The sequence below is a fragment of the Streptomyces sp. NPDC006691 genome (assembly GCF_042869955.1).
GTDB lineage: Bacteria > Actinomycetota > Actinomycetes > Streptomycetales > Streptomycetaceae > Streptomyces.
Map to the genome: position 1 here is coordinate 562,823 of NZ_JBIAGW010000003.1, position 21,413 is coordinate 584,235.

The following is a 21,413-nucleotide window of genomic DNA, read 5'->3' on the forward strand; positions in this document are numbered from 1 at the left end:
GTCGAGGGCGACCCACCTCGAACTGGTCGCAGCCGTACTCGACCGCACGGACGTGCACCAGGACGACCTCCGGGTCGCAGTAGGCGTCGTCGAGGTTCCGGAGTTCCTTGAGGACGGCGGGGTCGACGAGGCGTGCGGAGTAGGTCGTCGTGGCACAGGCGGGGGCGCGCGAAGCCCTGTTCACCGGCGGAAAATGGACATCGCGCTGCGTGCATGCTGCGTGCAAGGATGGCCGGAACGTCACGATCTGATGGAACTGAAGCATCTGAAGGAGATGACCGGGTGCCTGGCACGAATCTGACCCGCGAAGAGGCGCAGCGGCGGGCAGCCCTGCTCACCGTTGACTCGTACGAGATCGAGCTCGACCTGAGCGGCGCGCAGGAGGGCGGCACCTACCGGTCCGCGACCACCGTGCGCTTCGATTCCGCCGAGGCCGGGGCGGAGACCTTCATCGACCTGGTCGCGCCGACCGTGCACGAGGTCATCCTGAACGGCACCGCGCTGGACGCGGCGGCCGTGTTCAAGGACAGCCGGATCGCCCTCGCGGGCCTTGAGGCGGGCCGCAACGAACTGCGGGTCGTCGCCGACTGCGCCTACACCAATACCGGCGAGGGTCTGCACCGCTTCGTGGACCCGGTGGACCAACAGGCCTATCTGTACACGCAGTTCGAGGTCCCGGACGCGCGCCGCGTCTTCGCCTCCTTCGAGCAGCCGGACCTGAAGGCGACCTTCCAGTTCACCGTGAAGGCGCCGAACGGCTGGACGGTCATCTCCAACTCGCCGTCCCCGGAGCCCAAGGACGACGTCTGGGTCTTCGAGCCGACGCCGCGCATCTCCTCGTACATCACCGCGCTGATCGTGGGCCCGTACCACTCGGTGCACTCCTCGTACGAGGGCCCGAACGGGCAGTCGGTGCCGCTGGGCATCTACTGCCGCCCCTCGCTCGCCGAGTTCCTCGACGCGGACGACATCTTCGCGGTGACCCGGCAGGGCTTCGACTGGTTCCAGGAGAAGTTCGACTTCGCCTACCCGTTCGCCAAGTACGACCAGCTCTTCGTGCCGGAGTTCAACGCCGGCGCGATGGAGAACGCGGGCGCGGTCACCATCCGCGACCAGTACGTGTTCCGCTCCAAGGTGACGGACGCCGCGTACGAGATGCGCGCCGAGACCATCCTGCACGAGCTCGCCCACATGTGGTTCGGCGACCTGGTGACGATGGAGTGGTGGAACGACCTGTGGCTGAACGAGTCGTTCGCCACCTACACCTCGATCGCCTGCCAGGCGTACGCCGAGGGCTCGCGCTGGCCGCACGCGTGGACCACGTTCGCCAACTCGATGAAGACCTGGGCCTACCGCCAGGACCAGCTTCCCTCGACGCACCCGATCATGGCGGACATCCGTGACCTGGACGACGTCCTGGTCAACTTCGACGGCATCACGTACGCCAAGGGCGCCTCGGTGCTCAAGCAGCTCGTCGCCTACGTCGGCATCGACGAGTTCTTCCAGGGCGTGCAGGCCTACTTCAAGGCGCACGCCTTCGGCAACACCCGCCTGTCCGACCTGCTCGGCGCGCTGGAGAAGACCAGCGGGCGTGACCTGAAGACATGGTCCCGGGCCTGGCTGGAAACGGCCGGGATCAACATCCTGCGCCCCGAGATCGTGACGGACGAGGCGGGCGTGATCACGTCCTTCACCGTCCTCCAGGAGGCCCCGGCCCTGCCGGCCGGCGCCAAGGGCGAGCCCACCCTTCGGCCGCACCGCATCGCGATCGGCTTCTACGACCTGGACGGCGCGGGCAAGCTGGTCCGCACCGACCGGATCGAGCTGGACATCGAGGCCGCGGCCCGCACCGAGGTCGAGCTGCCCGCGGGCACCCGCCGCCCGGCGGTCGTGCTGCTCAACGACGACGACCTCTCCTACGCGAAGGTCCGCCTGGACGAGGACTCCCTGCGGGTCGTCACCGAGCACCTGGGCGACTTCGCGGAGTCCCTGCCGCGCGCCCTGTCGTGGGCCTCGGCGTGGGACATGACCCGCGACGGCGAGCTGGCCACGCGCGACTACCTGGCACTGGTCCTCTCCGGCATCACCAAGGAGTCCGACATCGGTGTGGTGCAGTCCCTGCACCGCCAGGTGAAGCTGGCCATCGACCTGTACGCGGCGCCCGAGTGGCGCGATGCGGGCCTGACCCAGTGGACGGACGCCACGCTCGCGCACCTGCGCACCGCCGAGCCGGGCAGTGACCACCAGCTGGCGTGGGCCCGCGCCTTCGCGGCCACGGCCCGCACCCCGCAGCAACTCGACCTGCTCCAGGCCCTGTTGACGGGCGCGGAGGTCATCGAGGGCCTCGCCGTGGACACCGAGCTGCGCTGGGCGTTCGTGCAGCGCCTCGCGGCGACCGGCGTCTTCGACGAGGTGGAGATCGCGGCGGAGCTCGAACTCGACAAGACGGCCGCGGGCGAGCGCCACGCGGCGACCGCGAAGGCCGCGCGCCCGACGCCGGAGGCCAAGGCCGAGGCGTGGGCGTCGGTCGTGGAGGGTGACACCCTGCCCAACGCGGTGCAGGAAGCGGTGATCGGCGGCTTCGTCCAGACCGACCAGCGCGAGCTGCTCGCCCCCTACTCCGAGAAGTTCTTCTCGGCGGTCAAGGGCGTGTGGGAGTCCCGCTCCCACGAGATCGCCCAGCAGATCGCGGTGGGCCTGTACCCCGCGCTCCTGGTCTCCCAGGAGACCCTGGACGCCACGGACGCCTGGCTCGCCTCGGCCGAGCCGAACGCGTCGCTGCGCCGCCTGATCTCGGAGTCCCGAGCGGGCATCGAGCGCGCGCTGCGGGCGCGGGCGGCGGACGCGGAGGCGTCGGCCTAGCCGTTCGTTCGACGGGGGCGCCTCCTGTGCGGGGGCGCCCCCTGCTGCTGGACCGGAACGTATGAGGTCGGGCCGGCCGGGTCGGCCGCTCCGCGTGATCCGTCCCCGCCCCCCCCCGAACGCGACGCCAGACACCAGGAAGCCGAAGGCCGCGCCATGACCGTCTCCGCCCACAAGAAGAAGTCCATGCTCATAGGCGTGGGTTCGCTGGCGGCGCTCACCGTCCTCGCGACCGCGTACTGCTGGTGGAACACGGATCTCCTCGGTGCGGACTCGTTCTGTGGCGGTCGCTTGGGAGGCGGTGACGCGCAGGCCGCTCTGGACTCCACCGGCCGGCTGTCTCAGGTGCGCGCGCAAGACTCCCCCCGGCGAGCCGAGTTCACGTGCACGCTGGAGCGCACCAGCCGTTTCGTCGGTGGCGAGGAGCAGCGGGTGACGGTGGGGACGGCCGGCGAGCAAGGGGCGTTCCCCTTCACCACCAGCGTCTGGAAGGATCCGGCAGCCCGTTCCTATTTCACGAACGGTGTGACGGGCGCCGTGTCGCCCGGCGGCGGGTACGTGGTTCTACCGAAGGCGTGCTGGGGCAAGGTCGGGGGATTGCAGGGCAGTCAGGTCGTGCGGACCGAGGACAGCGTGGTGGCCGCAGTGACGGCAACCACCGAGAAGGGGTCGGCCGACCCGGCCGGCCTGGCCCGGTTGCTGGCCCACGCTGCACGGCAGGTCGCCGAGAAGGCAGGCTGCGGTACGTCGGCGCTCTCGGCCGCTTCGGCCCTCGCCGGTCCGTCGGCGTCCCGCACGACGGATGTCCGTAGCGTGTGCGCGTTGCCCGGCTTCGCCCTCCCGAAGAGCGTCGTTCTCGTCGGCCGGGCAGAGCCGGACAAGGAGCGGGTGAACGCCGGCAGCGCTCACACCTGGGCGTGCGACCTGCACATGGCGGGCTCGGCCAAGGCATCCGTCTCCTTCGCCGCGACATCGGACCCGAGCCTGGTTCAGGCAGCTACGACCGGCACCGACGCACTGCGAAACCTCCCTGGCCTCCGTGGAGTTGCCGGACCCGACCAGGCCGTCCTGCACTGCGGTGGCGCAGACACGTACTTCGCCGCGCACTGGAGCACCGCGTACGAGGGTGCCCTGCTCGACAGCGTCGGCCATGCGACCACCGCGTACGCGCAGGCCAAGAAGGCCGCGTTCCAGAACTTCCTCGACGCGACCGCCGACGCCCACGCGTGCCCACGAGTCGCCCTCCCCTGAGAGACTGCCAAGCGCACGCGTCCGGCACCGGACGGGCCGTTCCCGGCGCCTGTGCGTTCCATCGCGAGCGGGCCCGACCTGTCCCACGTATCGCGATGGGCCCCCACCTGGCGGTGCGCCGGTCACACCCCGCGGCGCTGGCATCGGGGCACTCCCCCGACCCGTGGAGTTCGCCGCAACGCCGTTGCCCCGTATCGGAGTTGTCATCGTGACCATGGGCACACGCCCACGGGAACTGGCGGCCCTCCTCGACTCGGTCGAGAAGCAGGACGTACCGGCGGCCCGCGTGGCACTGGTCGGCAACGCGACGCCGCTCTCCGATGTGGACGTGGCGCGGAACGTCACCAAGATCCCGCTCGACGAGAACCTCGGGTGTCCCGGAGGCCGCAACGTCGGCCTGGAGATGCTGCGCGACTGCGGCGAGGTCGATGTCGTCATCGAGCTGGACGACGACGGACTGCTCATCGACCCGGACGTGTTCCGGACGGTCCAGCACCTGTTCGCATCCGACCCTCGGCTCGGCATCGTCGGCTTCCGGGTGGCGGACGAGCACGGGCACACCGAACGGCGCTGGGTGCCCCGGCTGCGCGCCGACGATCCGATGCGGCGCGGCCTGGTGACCGCCTTCCTCGGCGGCGGGCACGCCTTCTCCGTGCCGATGCTCAGGGAAACCGGCCTGTGGGCCGCCGAGTTCTTCTTCGGACACGAGGAGTCCGACCTGGCCTGGCGTGCGCTCGACGCGGGCTGGAAGATCCTGTACGAACCCGCACTCGTCCTTCAGCACCCGGCGACGGCCCCGGCTCGGCACGCGGTCTACTACCGCTTCACGGCGCGGAACCGGGTCTAGCTGGCCCGCCGCCGTCTGCCCCTGCCGCTGATCCCGGTCTACCTCGGCGTCTGGATCCTGCTCACCATGGCCCTCATCCGGTCCCTGCCCGGCGCGAGGGCCTGGTGGGGCGGCTTCGCCGAGGGAATGCGCGAGCCGTGCGGTCCGCGCGGAGCGATGAGGTGGCGCACGGTGTGGCGCATGACCCGCCTCGGCCGCCCGCCGATTCTTTGAGCTGCTGCGCGTTCACCCGGGTCGGCCTCTGCCGTCTCGGACGGAACGCCGGGCTGTCCGAACACCCTTGCTTGCCACCCCGTGGAGATGACCGCCCCGGCGCAGGGGTAGCGACCGCCCTGACGGGCATGTCGCACAAGGGAGTTGAGAACCATGACGATGGCCTACGGAGAGTGGCTGAAGGACCGGAGGGAGCACGCCGGCCTCACGCAGCAGCAGCTGGCCGAGACGGCCATCATGAGCCGCACGCACATCGCCCACATCGAGGCGGGGCGGCGCTGGCCCTCCCAGGACGACGCGAAACGCCTCGACCGGGCGCTCAATACGGGGAATGTGCTGGCGAGCTTTCTGCCGGACCGGAATGCTCGACCGGTCGCCGATCATTTCGAAGCGGCGAAGCAGTTCGAGCAACAGGCTTCCGTGATCCGCGAGTTCGCGCTCGCCTGCGTACCGGGCATTCTCCAGACGGAGGCGTACGCAAGGGCCGTTCTGAGCGTCAGGTTCCCTCCTCTGAGGCCGGAAGAGCGGGACCAAGCCGTCGCCACGCGCCTGAAGCGCTCCCGCATCCTGACCGATCCGGTGACGCCCGTCGTGTGGGCGCTCCTGGACGAGACCGTGCTGCACCGGCCGGTCGGCGGCCCGACCGTCATGGCGGACCAACTGATTCACATGGCCGACTTGGCCGATGCCGGCCGAATCCGCGTACATGTGCTGCCGTTCAGCCTGGGCGCGCACCCGCTGTTCCCCAGCATGGTGACGCTGATGTGGTTCGAGGACCAGCCCCCTGTCGCTTACGTGGAAGGGCTGCACACTGGCACTGTGCACGACTCCCCGGCGCTGGTCGATCGCTTCCAGGCAACATACGATCTCGCGCTGAGTGACGCGTTGCCACTGAAGGAGTCACTCGCCCTACTGAGGGCCACAGCGAAGGGCTATGGACACCATGCCGATTGAGCACATCACTTCCAGGGCTTCCGCGCTGACGGGTTGGCGCAAGTCCAGCTACAGCGGCCCGGACGAAGGCAGCTGCGTAGAGATAGCCGACGGCCACGCGAGCGTCCCCGTACGGGACTCCAAGGATCCGGACGGCCCGGCGCTGCTCTTCCGGGCCGAGACGTTCGGCACGTTCATCGACGCGCTCAAGGCGCACGCGTTCTGACGCAATGAGAACCGCCCGGCGGACGGGCGTCAGAGCGCAACCGTTCCGCCGGGCGGGAGTCAGGACGGGCGACCGGGGGTCAGCCGGTCAACTCCGTGTAGCGGCGCCGGAGTTCGGCGGCGCCGTCCGCCGTGAGGGCGCCGTGCAGGCGCATTCGGGCCACCCCGCCGTCCGGGAAGGCGTCGAGGCGGACGTGCGTCGCCACCGCCTGCGCGGGAAGGCGGAACCGGTGCAGCGTGTCGGGCTGGAGGCGCGTACGCGGGATGATCTCGAACCACTCGCCCGACTCGCCGTTGCGGCCGCTCAGCGCGATCCACCCCGCCGAGTTCCCCTTCAGGTACGCCGTGTCGATCTCGACCGCCCTGATCGCCCCCTGTGCGACCAGCCGGAAGCGCACCCAGTCGTTGGTGTCGCGGACTCGGCGACGGCGGTTCTCCCAGCCGTCGTCCATCTTGCGGGAGGTGCCGGGCAGGATGATCTGCGTCGGCGAGGAGTAGAACTTGTCCGAAGCGTCCTCGTACGAACCGCCGTTGAGGACCGCCACGAGGTCGATCGTGCCGAGCGTGTCGAGCCACTCCGGGTCCGGTACGACCTCGCCGTGCACGCGCAGTCGGGCGACGCCGCCGTCCGGGTGCTGGCAGAGCCGGATGTGGGTGTAGCGGCGCCCGGTGGTGATCTCGAAGCCGTTCTCGGCGTGGCCGCGCACCGGCGTCGGCGCGACGATCTCGTCCCACTTCACGTCGTCGGCGAGGAGCTGCTCGGGGCTGGGCGAGCCCTCAACCGCGGTGGCCTGTATGGAGATTCGCTGCGGGTAGTTGCCGCGGAAGTGCGCCGTGTCGACGACAATCCCCTTGATCACACCGGGCGCGCCGAGCCGGACGAGGGCCCAGTCGTGGTCCTCGGGGGCGGGGAAGACGTGGTCGGCGTCCGCACCGCGACGGCGACGGGTCTCCCAGCCGTCCATGATCTTGCCCTTGTGTCCGAAGTGCTCGGGGTCGAAGACGGCCCGTTCGCGGACGAGGAGGTTCTCGCGCTCGGCGAAGAACTCGTCGTTGGCGGCGATGACTCCCGCGCCGAGCCGGCGGTCCGCGAGATCGACGAGCTCGGTGAAGGCGAAGTCGCCGGAGCGGTAGTCGGCGTACGGGTCGCCGCCGCCATAGGGCGCGGCGTCGTTGGCGTGCGGGTCCGCTGCGGATGCCTGGTCTGCGTTGTGCTCGGTGGCGGAAGTCATGATCCGACTCTCGCCTGCCCCACAGCTCACGTCCATCGAAAGTTTTCGGATGGTCTGTTCAGCTGAGCTGAATGGAAACGAGTCCCTGGTGGGCACCTAGGAGCCGATTCGCCCGACAAGAACTCCCTCGGCGGCAGGGGGAGTTGCGCGACCGGCCCTGGGCGGCCCGCACGCGAAACCTCCACCCCCACCCCCGCCCCCACCCCCACTCCCACGGAGCGATCACGCGCCCGCGACCTCCCGCAGCGCGGTCAGCACGCGGGCCACCGCGGGGCCGTCCTCCGCGCCCCGTCGCACCGCGGCCACCACATGCCGCCGGGGCTGGTCCGCACTGAGTATCCGCGTGATCACGCCCGCGCGGCGGTCGGCCACGGCCATCCTCGGGACCAGCGCGACCCCCATCCCCGCCTCCACCATGGCCAGGATCGCGGTCCAGCCGGCCGCGCTGTGGGCCTGTTCGGGCACGAACCCGGCCGCCTCGCACGCCGCCGTGGTGATCTCCGACCAGGGCCCGCTGCCGCCGAAGATCCACGGCTCGTGGGCCAGGTCGGCGAGCCTGAGGCCCGGTTCGGCGGCGAGCGGGTGCCCGGCGGGCAGGGCCACATCGAGTGGGTCGGCGAGCAGGGGCAGGAGCGCGAACTTGGGGTCGCGGGCGCTCGGCGCGTGGGCCGCCAGCGACAGGGCGAGGTCCACCGCCCCGGCCGAGAGCAGCTCGAACGCCTCGGCCGCCTCGGCCTCCCGCACCCGGACCTCAAGGGCGGGGTGGCTGCGGCGCAGCTGGAGTACGGCGGGGACGACCAGGGCGGGCACGGCGGTGGAGAACGCCCCGACCCGCACCTCGCCCGCCTCACCCTGGAGGTAGCCCGCCAACTCGGCGTCCGCGCGCTCCAGTTGGGCGAACACCGCCTCGGCGTGACGCAGTACGAGATGGGCGGCGTCGGTGAGCCGGACCCGTCGGCCGTGCGCTTCGAGCAGCGTCACGCCGAGCTGCTTGGCTAGGTTGGACAACTGCTGCGAGACCGCCGAGGGCGTCATCAGGAGCACCTCGGCGGTCGCGGTCACGGTGCCCTGCTCGCGCAGGGTCCGCAGGATGTGCAGCTTCTTGATGTCCCACTCGCTCATGGGACGCAACATACCGGCGCCTCCCCGGGGTGGCTCACCTGCGGAGTCACCTCACCTGCGGGAGCCACCTCACTTGCGGGAGCCGAGGACGACCCCGCCGAGGATGAGCGCCATGCAGACCAGCTGGGCCGGGCCCATGGCCTCGCCGAGCAGCGGGTAGGAGAGCAGGGCCACACAGACCGGCTGGAGGTAGTAGACGACACCGGCGCGGGCGGCGCCGACCAGTGAGATCGCCTTGTTCCAGGCGAAGAACGCGACGGCGGAGGACAGCACGCCGACATAGAGGAGCGGCCCGACGGTGGCGGCCCGCACCTCGAAGCCGCCCTGCACCGCGAGGCTGACCCCGTACGCCGGGGCCAGCATCAGCGCGCCGAGCACGAAGGTGGTCAACAGGAAGGCGAGCGAGCCGAGTTCGGCCGGGCGGCGCCGCAGGAGCACGCTGTACGAGGCGAAGCTGAGGGCGGCCGCGACCATCCACAGGTCGCCCGGGGCGAGGTCGAGGGTGAGCGAGCCCTTGCTGACCAGGAGCAGCACCCCGGCCACGGCGACGAGCAGTCCGATGGTGCGGCGGGCGCCGAGCCGGCCGCCGGTGAGCCGCTCGTGGACGGCCATCAGTACGGGCGAGGCAGCCATGATCATGCCCATGTTGCCGGCCGATGTGGAGGTGCCGGCCTGGTTGACGAGGGTGTTGTAGACCGTGATGCCGAGCAGCGAGGCCACCGTCAGATAGCCCAAGTGGCGCCGTATCAGGGTACGTTGACGCCAGGTCTCACGGATCGCGAACGGGGCGACCGCGGCGATGGCGATCAGCCAACGCCAGAACGCGGCCTGGATGGGCGGGACCGATGCGTGCAGGGCGCGCGAGGCGACGAAACTCCCGGACCAGACGACCGTCGCCACGGCCGCGAGGGCGAGGCCGAGCCCGGCGGCCTGCCCCGCCCTCTTGGCCGCGGTGGCGCGCGGTGTGCTGCGGACTGGGTCCAGGACGGTCACGATGACTCCGTTTCGGGGCGGTGGGGACGTGGCGAGCCGGCCGCGGCTCGCGAGGTCCCCCTACCGTCGCACCGCCACACCGATTACGTCTATCGAAAGTTCTGCGGCATTACCTTCAGTAGAACTGAACGGTACGATCTCCTCCACGGCCTTCGGCGGCCTCGTTCCGGACCGCCCGGCGCCGATCTGACCCGCCAGGGTGGCGCCGAAGGCGATCGCCATGCCGAGCAGTTGGACGGGGGCGAGCGCCTGGCCCAGCGCCGCCCAGCCGACGACCGCGGCCGTCAGTGGCGAGAGCGGGCCGAGGAAGGTGACGGAGGTGGCGGTCATCCGGCCGATGCCGCGGAACCAGAGCCAGTAGGCGACGGCCGTGTTCACCAGCGCGAGGTAGACGTAACCGGCGAGGTTGCGGCCGTCGAGCGCGGGCGGCGCGCCCTCCACGAAGAAGGCGACCGGGGCGATGAGGAGCCCGCCCGCGGTGAGCTGCCAGCCGGTCAGGACGAGCGGCCCGGCACCCTCCGGCCGCCCCCAGCGCTTGGTGAACACGGTCCCGGCCGACATCGAGGCCGAGGAGCCGAGGGCGGCGAGCACTCCGATCGCGTCGAAGGAGCCGGCCGCCTTGAGGACGACGAGGCTGACGCCGAGGGCGGCGGCGATTGCGGTGAGCAGGGTGCGCAGGGTCGGCTTCTCACCGAGGAAGAGGGCGGCCAGGCCCGCGACCCACAGCGGGCCGACCGAGCCGATCACCGCGGCCATGCCGCCGGGCAGACGGTAGGCGGAGAGGAAGAGCAGCGGGAAGAACGCCCCGATGTTCAGCGCACCCAGGACCACCGACTTCCACCACCAGTCCCCTCTCGGCAGGCGCCGGGTCAGGGCGAGCAGCGCGAGTCCGGCGGGCAGCGCCCGCATCATGCCGGTGAACAACGGCCGGTCGGCGGGCAGGAATTGCGTGGTGACGAAGTAGGTGGAGCCCCAGGAGACGGGCGCGAGCGCGGTGAGGGCGACGGTGGCGAGGCGGTTCCGGTTCATGGCTGGCTCCCTGTGCGGGTCGTAGTGCGCTGTAGCGGACCGGTTCAGCGGGCGGCGGTGACCGTGGCCGGCGCCGGGGTCTCCACCCGCGCGGCGACGATGGGGACGGGGACGGCAGGGACGCCGGGGGCGACGGGCACGGCGGGGGCGACCTGGGCGGCGGGGGCGACCTGGACGGCTCCAGCGGGCAGCACCCGCTCAAGGCGCACCACCATCAGGGCCGCGGTCAGCGACGTACCGACGAGCAGGGCCCACGGAAGTCGTCCGTCGACCGACATCAGGGCCGTGAAGATCGACGGGGCGACGGCGGCCGACAGCGACCAGGACAGCTGGTACGCCGCGAGGTAGCGGCCCCGCAGCGCTTCGGGCGCGGCGGCCACGGACAGCGCCCCGGCCGACGGGCTGTGGACGAGCTCACCCAGCGTGTAGAGGGCGACGATGACCATCAGGGCCGCGCCGAGCACGATCCCCGAGCCGGGGCGGAACGTACCGAGCACGATCTGGGCCGCGAAGGCGGCAGCGAACAGGAGCGAGCCGAGCGCCGTGGAGCGGGTGCGCCGGGCGCCGCGTGCCCGGACCCGGGCGGCGACGACGACTCCGCCCGCCGCGCACATCACGGTGTTCAGCGTGAACGCGGTGCCGGTGATGGCCTGCGGCCCGCGCAGCCAGGTGGTGAGGTACAGCGGGAAGAGGACCGAGAGGGCCGAATACCCCAGCGCGTTCAGGAAGTTGACGCCGGTGAGCCCGAGGAAGGGCCGGTCGGCGAACACCTGCCGGTAGCCGGCGGACGGCCTGGCCACGTCCGCGCCGGGCGCCCGCCGTTCGGCCCGTACGCCCCGCATCAGCACGGCGGCGAGCGCGAAGCTGGCCGCGTTCAGCCAGGCCGCGGCCGTGAACCCGGCGTTCCCCGCGAGGCCCACGATGAGCGAGGCGAGCAGCGATCCCGCACCGAGCCCGCCGTTGCGCAAGGCGCGCGAGGAGGCCTGGAGCCGGTCCCGGTCGGCGCCCTGGGCGACCTCGCCGATCAGGGACTGCTGGACGGCCGGGAAGGCCCGGTCGCCGAAGGCGGTGGCGAGCGCGACGGCCGCGAAGGCGGGGAGGGAGTGGGCGAACGGGTAGAGCAGGAAGCCCGTGCCGCGCACCCCGTACAGGAAGAGCTGGACGCGCTGCGCCCCGTACCGGTCGACCGCGGCCCCCGCGAGCGGCAGTGCGCCGAGCCCGACCAGCCCGACGGCGGTGAGCACGAGGCCCACGGTGGCGAAGCCGAGCCCGGTGACGTGGTGGAAGAAGACGAGGCTGAACGGGACGTACATCCCGGAGCCGGTCGCGTCGACCGCCATGGCGACGAGCATCCGGCGCTCGCCGGCTATGCGGGTGGTGCGGCTGCTGCGACTGCGGCTGCGGCTTCTGCTGCTGCTGCTGCTGAACGTACGCATGGGGGCTCCCGGGCGGGGCGGGCGGTGGGGTGGCTGGCGTCGATCGACTGCTCGACGGCAGTTAGCTTACCCCTAAGCTACTTACCGTCAAGCTACTTTCTTGCACGCGACCGACCTGGCTCGGATACTGACCCCATGACGCAGTCAAAGACGCCTCCCCCGGCCTCTCCGACCCCTTCGACCCCTTCGACCCCTCAGGCTTCTCCGGCCCCCTCCTCACCGGATGCGGTGGACGCGGTGGACGCGATCGCCGCTCAGTGGGCGGAGGTCCGCCCGGACCTCGAAACGGAGCCGATGGCGGTGTACGGGCGGATCTACCGGATCGCGCGTGCGATGGGCGACCGGATGGAGAAGGAGTACGCACGGTTCGGCATCGGGCGCGGCGAGTTCGACGTCATCGCGACGCTGCGGCGCTCGGGCGAGCCGTACACGCTCTCGCCGCGACAGCTCTCGGCGACGCTGATGCTGACGACAGGGGGGATGACGGGGCGACTGGACAAGCTGGAGAAGGCGGGCCTGCTGCTGCGCAGTCCCGACCCGAACGATCGGCGGGGGCTGCGGGTGAGTCTCACGGAGCGGGGGCTTCGACTGGTGGACGAGTCCGTCACGGCGGGGCTCGCGGTGCAGACGGAGGTGCTGTCCGCCGCGCTGGACGCCTCCGAGTCGGCCCAACTCTCGGCTCTGCTGCGGAAGTTGCTGGCGGCGCACTGAGCGCGGCGAGCGCTCTGGCCGGCGCGGGGCGCCGCCCGATACTGCCGGGGCTCCGCCCCAGACCCCGGTCCTCGGCCCCGCCCCGCCCCTTCCCCAAACCCTCCGGGGGCGGTGAAACGGGCGGCCGAGCTCTCCGGGGCTGCACCCCGGGCCCCTGCCTCCGGCTGCGGACCTGCGCGGAAGGGTGGGCGGCCCTTCCGGGGCTGCGCCCCGGTCCCACCGGTTCGACTGCGGACCGTGCGTGGCTGGTCGCGCAGTTCCCCGCGCCCCCCAATGCCTCGGCCCCGCCCCGCACGGGGCATCTCGCGCAGGCACCCCCACCCCGTCCGACGATCGAGGACGAGCGCCCGCAAAGCACGAACAGGGCCCGGGGCCGGCCCATCAACACGGACCCGTGCAAGCACCCCCAGCCCGTCCGACGATCGAGGACGAGCGCCCGCAAAGCACGAACAGGACCCGGGGGCCACGCCAATCAACACGGGCCCGTGCAAGCACCCCCAGCCCGTCCGACGATCGAGGACGAGCGCCCGCAAAGCACGAACAGGGCCCGGGGCCGGCCCATCGACACGGGCCCGCGCAGGCACCCCCAGCCCGTCCGGCGATTGAGGACGAGCGCCATCAAGGCGCGAACGGGGTCCGGGGCAGAGCCCCGAGGGCCGGAACCGACCAACCCCGGGTCACGGGCGGGAGGGTGGGCAAAAGGGGCCCCGGGGCGCAGCCCCGGGCACCTTCGGCCGACCCGCACGCCCGGCGAGGGCTACGCCTTGTTGGGCGTCTTCCGGGACTTGTCCAGGACCATGACCAGGCCCGCGATGATCGCGAACAGCGCGATCGGCGCGACCACGAACAGACCGATCGTGTCGATCACGCTCAGACCGGTCCCCGGATCGTCACCGTCATCGCGCGTGAGCGCAAGCGCCGGGGACGACATGAGCAGCATCATCAGCGTCGTACCGGCTGCTACGGCGCCGGCGCGCAGGGCGTTCTTCTTGTCCACGGTGCAAACGTAGCGAACGCCTAGGAGGGCCGCGCGCCCGGGGGTGCCGTACGGGGACCCGAGCCCCCGCCCATGCCCCGGAACACCCGCATCAGTTCGTGCAGCCGGGACGACGCCGTGATCTCCTCCAGGGTCAGGGGCTGGGCATCGGGCCCGGCCACCGGCAGGCGCCAGTTGGGGTACTGGTCCCACGTCCCCGGCAGGTTCTGCGGCCTGCGGTCGCCCACCGCGTCGGGCAGCCACACCCCGACGAGCCGCGCGGGCGTACGCAGCAGGAAGCGGTGGACGGCGATGATCTCGGTCCGCTCGTCGCCGGGGCCGTCGGGGAGCAGGCCGAGCCGTTCGAGATAGCCGAGCCATTCGGACACCTCCGCACGGGCGGCGCGCTGTTCCGTCACGAGCGGGCTCGTGAGCAGCCCGAGGCGGTGGCGGAGCTGGACGTGTTCGCCGGTGAGCCGGGCCGCTGTGGACGGCAGGTCGTGGGTGGTGGCGGTGGCCACACAGCCGGGCCGCCACGCCTCGGGGGCCAGGGGCTGCCCCGTACCGGCCCAGTCGCGCTCGAACCAGAGCACCGACGTGCCGAGCACGCCCCGTTCGGCGAGCGCCTCGCGCACACCGGGTTCGACCGTGCCGAGGTCCTCCCCTATGACGACGGCCCCCGCCCGGTGCGCCTCCAGGGCGAGGACGGCGAGCATGGCCTCGGGGTCGTAGTGGACGTAGGTGCCGTCCGTCGGCGGATGCCCCTCGGGCACCCACCAGAGACGGAACAGACCCATCACGTGGTCGATGCGCAGGGCACCCGCGTGCCGCAGCAGGTTGCGGAGCAGCCCGCGGTAGGGGGCGTAGCCGGATGCGGCGAGGACGTCGGGGCGCCAGGGCGGCAGGCCCCAGTCCTGGCCGAGCGCGTTGAAGGCGTCCGGGGGCGCCCCGACGGACATGCCGGGCGCGAAGGCGTCCTGCTGGGCCCAGGCGTCCGCGCCCTCCGGGTGCGCGCCGACGGCCAGGTCGTGGACGAGGCCGATCGGCATGCCCGCCTCGCGGGCCGCGCGCTGGGCCGCGGCGAGCTGGGTGTCGGTGAGCCAGGCCAGCCAGGAGTGGAAGTGGACGCGGTCGATGAGCTCGCGCCGGGCCCGGCCGGTAGCGGCGGAACGGGGGTCGCGCAGCCCCTCGGGCCAGCGCCGCCAGTGCGGCCCGTACCGCTCGGCGAGCGCGCACCAGGTCGCGTGGTCCTCCAGGGCTCCGCCCTGCTCCGCGAGGAAGTCGCAGTACGCGGCCCGCCTGCCGGGCCCGAGCGGCACCCGGTACAGCAGGTCGAGGGCCTCGCGCTTGAGCTCCCACACGGCGTCCCGGTCGATCAACTCGCCCTTGGTGAGCACCCGTTGGCGCAGCGCGGCCGCGCGCCCCGTCAGCTCGTCGAGGCGGTCGCGGTCGGTGGCGTACGCGTACTCGGGTACGTCCTCGACGCGCAGATGGACGGGGTCCGGGAAGCGGCGCGAGGACGGCCGGTAGGGAGACGGGTCCGTCGGGGTGCCGGGCACTGCCGCGTGCAGCGGGTTGACCTGCACGAATCCGGAGCCGAGCGTGCGGCCCGACCAGGAGGCGAGCTCCGCGAGGTCGCCGAGGTCGCCCATGCCCCAGGAACGGCTCGACAGCAGGGAGTAGAGCTGGACGAGGAAGCCGTGCGAGCGGACCGTGGGCTGCGGCACGACGGACGGCGCGACGACGAGCGTCGCGGTCGCGGTGCGGCCGTCCGGGTGGCGCACGTCCAACTGGTGCACGCCGAGCGGGAGTTGATCGACCTGGGTGCCGACGACCGTCAGCTCGTCGGAGAGGCCCGGCACCGGCCCGTCGCCCCAGCGCACGAGGGTGGGGGGCAGCAGGCGGTCCGCGTCGGCGGCCTCGGCGTCGGCCAGGGCCCGGCGCAGCGCGGCCGGGGTCGAGGCGTCCACACCGAGTGCGGCGAGGACGGCGACCACCGTGGCGTCCGGCACGTCGACGGTGAGACCCGCCGACGGGGAGTAGGACGTGGCCACGCCGTGCCGGGCGGCGAGCCGGGCCAGGGTCATGGCCTCAGAATCCCGCGGCAGCGGCGACCGGCGTCGGCTCGCTGGTGAGCGGGGGCTCGGCCATCGGGGGCTCGCTGATGAGGGGCTCGGCGTCGGCCATCGGGGGCTCGCTGGTCAGCGGCTGCTCGGGGGCTTGGGCGACCACGGGGGCCTCCATTTTCGGTGGACGGCAGGAACAGGGATGCCCTACCCAGAGGACGGCCCGCCAGACGTAACGCCGCACACAAGCTCGTACCGAGTCCATCCGACCAGGCATATCAGACACATCGGCCACCCGCGTTGACACCTTCGGCAGACGGGTGATGGGCTCCTTGCTCACGTGGTGTTGCTCATCGGTCACATCGCGTCACGCGTGTCGCGCGGCGATCGCGCCGCGGCCGGCGAGCTGTGGCACGTGAGCCAAGGCAGGTGAGCCGGGCCGGGCCCGTCGTGGCGGGTGAGCTGCGACAGGCAGGCCGGGCAGGTGGGCCGCGACAGGTAAGGAGTGGCCGTGCACGTCGGTCGCGGAAGGACGGTGGCGGCGCTCGCGGCCGCCCTGGTCGGCGGGCTGGCCGGCTCGGCGCCCGGCGCCCTGGCCGCCCCCGGGCCCGCCCACACCGCCCTCGACGAGCCGGCCCTGGAGGCGGGCCCGCCGCCCGCGGTGTGGCCCCGGCCGCAGTCGATGCGGGCCGCCGGCGGCGCGGTCCTTCTCGGCGGCGAGGCGGTGCTGCTCGCGGACCCGGAGTCCGATCCGTACGCCGTCCAAGCGGTCGAGGACCTCCTGAAGGCCGCCGGAGTGCGTACCGTCCACCGCCGGCTGCCGGGTCGGGGGCCGGTGTTCCGGCTCGGCGGGGCCGGGGCCGAGGAGGCACTGCGGGCACTGCGGGTGCCGGGGCGGGGCGCTCTGGCGTCCGGCGGCTACCGGATCGGGGCGGGCCGGGTCGGCGGGCGGGACACCGTGGCGCTCGACGGGGTCGGCGACGACGGCCTGTTCCACGCGGCCCAGACCCTGCGCCGGCTCGTCGGCGACGACCCGCGCGGACAGCGGCGAATCCCGGGGATCGTGATCCGCGACTGGCCGGAGACCGCCGTGCGGGGCATCGCGGAAAGCTTCTACGGACGCCCCTGGACCCTCCAACAGCGCCTGGAACAGCTGGACTTCATGGGCCGCACCAAGCTGAACCGCTATCTGTACGCACCGGGCGACGACCCCTATCGCCAGGCCCGGTGGCGCGAGCCCTACCCCGCCGGGCAGCGCGCGGCCTTCCGGGCGCTCGCCGGGCGGGCGGCCCGCAACCATGTGACGGTGGCCTGGGCGATGGCGCCCGGGCCGGAGCTGTGCCTGTCGTCGGACGCCGACGTGGCGAGCCTGAACCGCAAGTTCGACGCGATGTGGGCGCTCGGGGTGCGGGCGTTCCAGTTGCAGTTCCCCGACGTCTCCTACAGCGAGTGGCACTGCGGCGCGGACGCGGAAACGTTCGGCTCGGGGCCCCGGGCCGCCGCCGCGGCGCACGCCCGGGTGGCCAACGCGGTGGCCGCCCACCTCGCCACGGCCCACCCGGGCTCCCCGCCGCTTTCCCTGCTTCCGGCCGAGTACTACCAGGACGGTACGACCGACTACCGGCGCGCGCTCGCGGCGGGCCTCGCCCCCGGCATCGAGGTCGCCTGGACCGGCGTCGGGGTCGTGCCGACGTCCATCACCGGGGCCCAACTGGCAGCAGCCCGGGCCGTGTTCGGGCACCCGGTCGTCACCCTCGACAACTACCCGGTCAACGACTACGCCCCGGGCCGGATCCTCCTCGGCCCCTACACCGGCCGCGAACCCGCCGTCGCGGGAGGCTCGGCGGCGCTGCTCGCCAGTGCGATGGAGCAGCCGACGGCGTCCCGCATCCCGCTGTTCACGGCCGCCGACTTCGCCTGGAACCCGCGCGGCTACCGCCCGCAGGACTCCTGGCGGGCCGCCGTCGACGACCTCGCGGGCGGCGATCCGATGGTCCGCGAGGCGCTGGGAGCGGTGGCGGGCAATGACTCCTCGTCGGTGCTGGGCCACTCCGAGTCGGCCTACCTGCGGCCCTTCATGGCCGCCTTCTGGGCGGCGCGGCCGGGCCCGGACGCGGTGGCGCGCGACCGCGCGGCCGGCGCGCTGCGGGCCGCGTTCACGGTGTTGCGCCAGACCCCGCGGCGCCTCGCGCGGCAGCCGGTGGGCCCCGAACTGGCGCCCTGGAGCGAGCAGTTGGCACGATATGGGCAGGCCGGTGAGCTCGCCGTCGATCTGCTCCAGGCGCAGTCGGCGGGCGACGGCGCGGCGGCCTGGCGGGCCGCCCTCGCGCTCGCCCCGCTGCGGGAACGGCTGCGGGCCGCCCCGGTCACCGTCGGCGCAGGCGTGCTCGACGCGTTCCTGGACCGGGCGGGCCGGGCGGCCGACGCCTGGACCGGCGCGGACCATCCGCCCGCCGGCGTCACGCGGTCGCCGGACGCCCACACCGTCGCGTTCGGCCGCGCCCGCCCGGTCCTGGCCCTGACCGTCCTGGCCGGGCCGGGCACCACGGGCGAGGTCCAGGCGCACGTGCCGGGCGAGGACTGGCACACCCTGGGCCCGCTCGACGCCTCCGGCTGGACCCAGCTCGCGACGGCCGGGGTGCGGGCGGACGCGGTACGGGTCGTCGGCACGGCGCCCGGCGTGCGGCGCCTGGTGCCCTGGTACGCGGACGAGCCCGGGGCCCATCTCGCGCTCGGCCCCGCCACGGTGGACGCCGAGATCGGCGGGGCGCCCCGGCGGGTGACCGCCTCGGTCGCGGCGATGGGACCGGGCGCGGTGCGGGGCGCGCTGACCGCGCGGACCCCGCGGGGCATCACCGTGCGGCTGCCCCATGGCACGTCGGTGGCTCGCGGGACCCGTGCGGAGGTGCCGGTCGAGGTGAGCGTGGCCCGGGGCACGCCCGCGGGCAGCTACCGGGTGCCGCTGTCCTTCGCGGGCCAGGAGGCCGTCCTGACCGTGCGGGCCTTCCCGCGGACGGCCGGGCCCGACCTGGTCGCGGGCGCGAAGGCGAGCTCGTCCGGGGACGCGGACCCGGGTTCCCCGGCGCGCGCGGCGGCCGACGGCGACCCGGCCAGCGACTGGACCCCGCCGCCCGGGGACGACCCCTGGTGGCAGGCCGAGCTCGCGGGTCCCGCCCGGCTGGGCCGGGTGGTGCTCCAGTGGCGGGGCGCCGGTGCCGGGCACTATGCGGTGCGGGTGTCGTCCGACGGGCGTAGCTGGCGTACGGCGGCGACGGTGGACGGCGCCGGGGGCGGGCGCGTATCCGTCCCCCTGGACGCCGCGGACGCCCGTTTCGTCCGCGTCCAGGTGCTGGGGCGGGCGTCCGGTGCGGACTGTTCGCTGTGGTCGGTCGAGGCGTACGCGGTCGAGGGCCGGCCCTGAGGACGCCGGGCCCGGGAACTGCGGGGCCCGGATCGCGCTACGCGCTCCGGGCCGGGGCCGGCCGGGTGTCAGGCGGAGATGCCGTCGATCCTGGCCAGGGCGTCGTCCGCGCCGAAGGGCTGGAGGTAGGGCAGCCAGCGCGGGTCGCGGTGGCCGGTGCCGATGATCCGCCAGGCGAGGCCGGTGGGCGGGGCGGGCTGGTGGCGAAGGCGCCAGCCGAGCTCCAGGAGATGCCGGTCCGCCTTGACGTGGTTGCAGCGCCGGCAGGCGGCGACGACGTTCTCCCAGGCGTGCTGGCCGCCGCGGCTGCGCGGGATGACGTGGTCGACGCTGGTTGCGACGCCACCGCAGTACATGCAGCGGCCACCGTCCCGGGCGAACAGGGCGCGGCGGGTCAGAGGAACGGGCCCCCGGTAGGGGACCCGCACGAATCGCTTGAGCCGGACGACGCTGGGCGCGGCCACGGCCCGGGTCGCGCTGTGCAGAAAGGCGCCGGACTCCTCAAGGCTGACGGCCTTGTTTTCGAGGACGAGGACGAGCGCGCGGCGGAGCGGTACGACGCCGAGGGGCTCGTACGACGCGTTGAGGACCAGGACGTGCGGCACGGGTGCCTCCTATTACGCCGGCGGCGCGTGGCTCGCGCCGGGACGATCTGCTCTCCAGTCTCTCCTCATGCCTGGTCGAAGCGCCACCACGTCCGGGTAACGGGCTCGGAGTGTTTTCGACCACACCCCCTTCTTTCCCAGGCCGCAGGGCCCTCTCCCCCGAACACGTCAACGGAGCACAGCTCTTGCCCCGTTAGTGTGGTGGGTCTGCCCTCGCCTTCGCCGGCACCGCAACGCTGGAGGTTCCTGCCGTGAACTGGTCCGCCGTCCTGGCCGACGGATCGCCACCGCCCACACCCGCGACGCTTGAGGACGCCCAGAAGTCGGCGACCGAGGCCGCCGGGTGGGTGGAGCAGAACTGGTCGACGTGGTTGTACGTCGGATTCCGCATCCTCCTGATCATCGTCATCGCCTCGGTCCTGCGGGTTCTGGTCCGCCGGGCGCTGACCAAGCTCATAGAACGGATGAACCGCAGCGCCCAGGCGGTCGAGGGCACCGCGCTCGGCGGGCTCCTCGTCAACGCCGAGCGGCGCCGTCAGCGCTCGGAGGCCATCGGCTCGGTCCTGCGCTCGGTGGCGTCCTTCCTCATCATGGGCACGGCCGCCCTGATGGTCCTCGGCGTCCTGAACATCGATCTGGCCCCGCTGCTCGCCTCGGCGGGTGTGGCGGGTGTGGCGATCGGTTTCGGCGCCCGCAACCTGGTCACGGACTTCCTGTCCGGCGTGTTCATGATCCTGGAGGACCAGTACGGCGTCGGCGACTCGATCGACGCCGGCGTGGCCTCCGGCGAGGTGATCGAGGTCGGCCTGCGCGTGACGAAGCTGCGGGGCGCGGACGGCGAGATCTGGTACGTCCGCAACGGCGAGATCAAGCGCATCGGCAACCTCTCCCAGGGCTGGGCGACAGCCGGGGTGGACGTCCGGGTCCGCGCGAGCGAGGACCTGGAGCGGCTGCGTGCGGTGATCGGCGAGGCGACCGAGTCCATGGCGAAGGATGAGCCGTGGAACGAGCGCCTGTGGGGTCCGGTCGAGATCCTCGGCCTCGACGAGGTGCTGCTGGACTCGATGGTGGTCCGCGTCTCCGCGAAGACCATGCCGGGCAAGGCCCTGAGCGTGGAGCGCGAGCTGCGCTGGCGCATCAAGATCGCCCTGGACGCGGCGGGCATCCGCATCGTGGGCGGTCTGCCGCTCGTGGAGGAGCCGGCCGCGGTCGACCCCTCGGCCTCGGTCGCCGCCCCCTCTGCCCTGAACAACCCGACCTCCCCGCAGTCCCTGGCCACCGCCCCGATCCCGAACCCGGCCCCGAACTCGAACCTGTCGAAGTAGCCGCGGCCCTGTCGAACCGGCTGCGGCTCTGTCGAAGGAGCCGCCACAGCACGAACGCGCCCGAGGGGGCTTCCCCTCGGGCGCGTCGCCGTTCAGGGCCGCGCCGGGCGGCCGAACCGCAGGCTCCCAGCGCTTCTTGAGCGCGTCGTGGCCCGAGCCCCGGCCC

16 protein-coding genes and 2 pseudogenes are annotated in these 21,413 nt (G+C 72.8%); 8 read left to right on the forward strand and 10 right to left on the reverse strand.

The window, feature by feature from the left end; genetic code table 11:
- Nucleotides 1-4: 4 nt before the first annotated feature.
- A pseudogene (locus tag ACFYNP_RS09300) lies at nucleotides 5-94 on the reverse strand (DUF1203 domain-containing protein); the annotation flags it as partial.
- A 188-nt stretch (nucleotides 95-282) separates the two neighbouring features.
- Here ACFYNP_RS09300 and pepN point away from each other — a divergent pair.
- From pepN to ACFYNP_RS09325, 5 genes and pseudogenes are all read left to right on the forward strand, one after another.
- On the forward strand, nucleotides 283-2,862 hold the full coding sequence (pepN, locus tag ACFYNP_RS09305; RefSeq protein WP_388784009.1) for an aminopeptidase N: 2,580 nt from the start codon (nucleotides 283-285) through the stop codon (nucleotides 2,860-2,862).
- Nucleotides 2,863-3,018: 156 nt separating this feature from the next.
- Nucleotides 3,019-4,113 carry a hypothetical protein gene (locus ACFYNP_RS09310; protein WP_388784012.1) on the forward strand — a complete coding sequence of 365 codons (1,095 nt, stop codon included), beginning with the start codon at nucleotides 3,019-3,021 and terminating at the stop codon, nucleotides 4,111-4,113.
- A gap of 163 nt (nucleotides 4,114-4,276) precedes the next feature.
- Nucleotides 4,277-5,173, forward strand: a pseudogene (locus ACFYNP_RS09315) (glycosyltransferase family 2 protein).
- A 153-nt stretch (nucleotides 5,174-5,326) separates the two neighbouring features.
- The gene (locus ACFYNP_RS09320) at nucleotides 5,327-6,127 is read left to right on the forward strand and encodes a Scr1 family TA system antitoxin-like transcriptional regulator (RefSeq protein WP_388784015.1); all 801 of its coding nucleotides are present in this window, start codon (nucleotides 5,327-5,329) and stop codon (nucleotides 6,125-6,127) included.
- A complete protein-coding gene (locus tag ACFYNP_RS09325) occupies nucleotides 6,117-6,332 on the forward strand; it encodes a DUF397 domain-containing protein (RefSeq protein WP_388784017.1) in 216 nt (71 codons plus the stop codon). Before ACFYNP_RS09320 ends, ACFYNP_RS09325 begins: the two co-directional genes overlap by 11 nt.
- A 79-nt stretch (nucleotides 6,333-6,411) precedes the next feature.
- Here the strand turns inward: ACFYNP_RS09325 and alc are convergent, their stop codons facing one another.
- The 5 genes from alc to ACFYNP_RS09350 all read right to left on the reverse strand — a co-directional run bounded on the left by alc (nucleotide 6,412) and on the right by ACFYNP_RS09350 (nucleotide 12,143).
- The gene (gene alc / locus ACFYNP_RS09330) at nucleotides 6,412-7,563 is read right to left on the reverse strand and encodes an allantoicase (RefSeq protein ID WP_388784020.1); all 1,152 of its coding nucleotides are present in this window, start codon (nucleotides 7,561-7,563) and stop codon (nucleotides 6,412-6,414) included.
- A 222-nt stretch (nucleotides 7,564-7,785) separates the two neighbouring features.
- Nucleotides 7,786-8,685: a LysR substrate-binding domain-containing protein gene (locus ACFYNP_RS09335; protein WP_388784022.1), complete on the reverse strand. Its 900-nt coding sequence runs from the start codon at nucleotides 8,683-8,685 to the stop codon at nucleotides 7,786-7,788.
- Nucleotides 8,686-8,754: 69 nt separating this feature from the next.
- On the reverse strand, nucleotides 8,755-9,678 hold the full coding sequence (locus ACFYNP_RS09340; protein WP_388784024.1) for a DMT family transporter: 924 nt from the start codon (nucleotides 9,676-9,678) through the stop codon (nucleotides 8,755-8,757).
- A gap of 60 nt (nucleotides 9,679-9,738) precedes the next feature.
- Entirely contained in the window at nucleotides 9,739-10,707 is a 969-nt protein-coding gene (locus tag ACFYNP_RS09345; RefSeq protein WP_388784026.1) for an EamA family transporter, read from the reverse strand.
- 44 nt (nucleotides 10,708-10,751) lie between these two features.
- Complete coding sequence (locus ACFYNP_RS09350) at nucleotides 10,752-12,143, reverse strand: MFS transporter (protein WP_388784029.1); 1,392 nt, start codon at nucleotides 12,141-12,143, stop codon at nucleotides 10,752-10,754.
- Nucleotides 12,144-12,278: 135 nt separating this feature from the next.
- Between ACFYNP_RS09350 and ACFYNP_RS09355 the strand changes: the two genes are divergently transcribed.
- Nucleotides 12,279-12,854, forward strand: a complete 576-nt coding sequence (locus tag ACFYNP_RS09355; protein WP_388784032.1) for a MarR family winged helix-turn-helix transcriptional regulator — start codon at nucleotides 12,279-12,281, stop codon at nucleotides 12,852-12,854.
- 757 nt (nucleotides 12,855-13,611) lie between these two features.
- On the opposite strand, the gene ACFYNP_RS09360 is transcribed toward ACFYNP_RS09355, so the two are convergent.
- From ACFYNP_RS09360 to ACFYNP_RS09370, 3 genes are read right to left on the reverse strand one after another with little or no spacing between them, the layout of a single operon-like run.
- Entirely contained in the window at nucleotides 13,612-13,851 is a 240-nt protein-coding gene (locus ACFYNP_RS09360) for a hypothetical protein (RefSeq protein ID WP_100579665.1), read from the reverse strand.
- Nucleotides 13,852-13,871: 20 nt separating this feature from the next.
- Nucleotides 13,872-15,917 carry a 4-alpha-glucanotransferase gene (gene malQ, locus ACFYNP_RS09365; RefSeq protein WP_388784035.1) on the reverse strand — a complete coding sequence of 682 codons (2,046 nt, stop codon included), beginning with the start codon at nucleotides 15,915-15,917 and terminating at the stop codon, nucleotides 13,872-13,874.
- A 4-nt stretch (nucleotides 15,918-15,921) separates the two neighbouring features.
- On the reverse strand, nucleotides 15,922-16,062 hold the full coding sequence (locus ACFYNP_RS09370; RefSeq protein ID WP_159030524.1) for a hypothetical protein: 141 nt from the start codon (nucleotides 16,060-16,062) through the stop codon (nucleotides 15,922-15,924).
- Nucleotides 16,063-16,407: 345 nt separating this feature from the next.
- On the opposite strand from ACFYNP_RS09370, the gene ACFYNP_RS09375 reads away from it, so the two are divergent.
- A complete protein-coding gene (locus ACFYNP_RS09375; RefSeq protein WP_388784038.1) occupies nucleotides 16,408-19,317 on the forward strand; it encodes a beta-N-acetylglucosaminidase domain-containing protein in 2,910 nt (969 codons plus the stop codon).
- Nucleotides 19,318-19,385: 68 nt separating this feature from the next.
- On the opposite strand, the gene ACFYNP_RS09380 is transcribed toward ACFYNP_RS09375, so the two are convergent.
- A complete protein-coding gene (locus tag ACFYNP_RS09380) occupies nucleotides 19,386-19,922 on the reverse strand; it encodes an HNH endonuclease (RefSeq protein WP_100579663.1) in 537 nt (178 codons plus the stop codon).
- Nucleotides 19,923-20,173: 251 nt separating this feature from the next.
- On the opposite strand from ACFYNP_RS09380, the gene ACFYNP_RS09385 reads away from it, so the two are divergent.
- Nucleotides 20,174-21,247, forward strand: a complete 1,074-nt coding sequence (locus tag ACFYNP_RS09385) for a mechanosensitive ion channel family protein (protein WP_388407296.1) — start codon at nucleotides 20,174-20,176, stop codon at nucleotides 21,245-21,247.
- The last annotated feature ends 166 nt before the right edge of the window (nucleotides 21,248-21,413 follow it).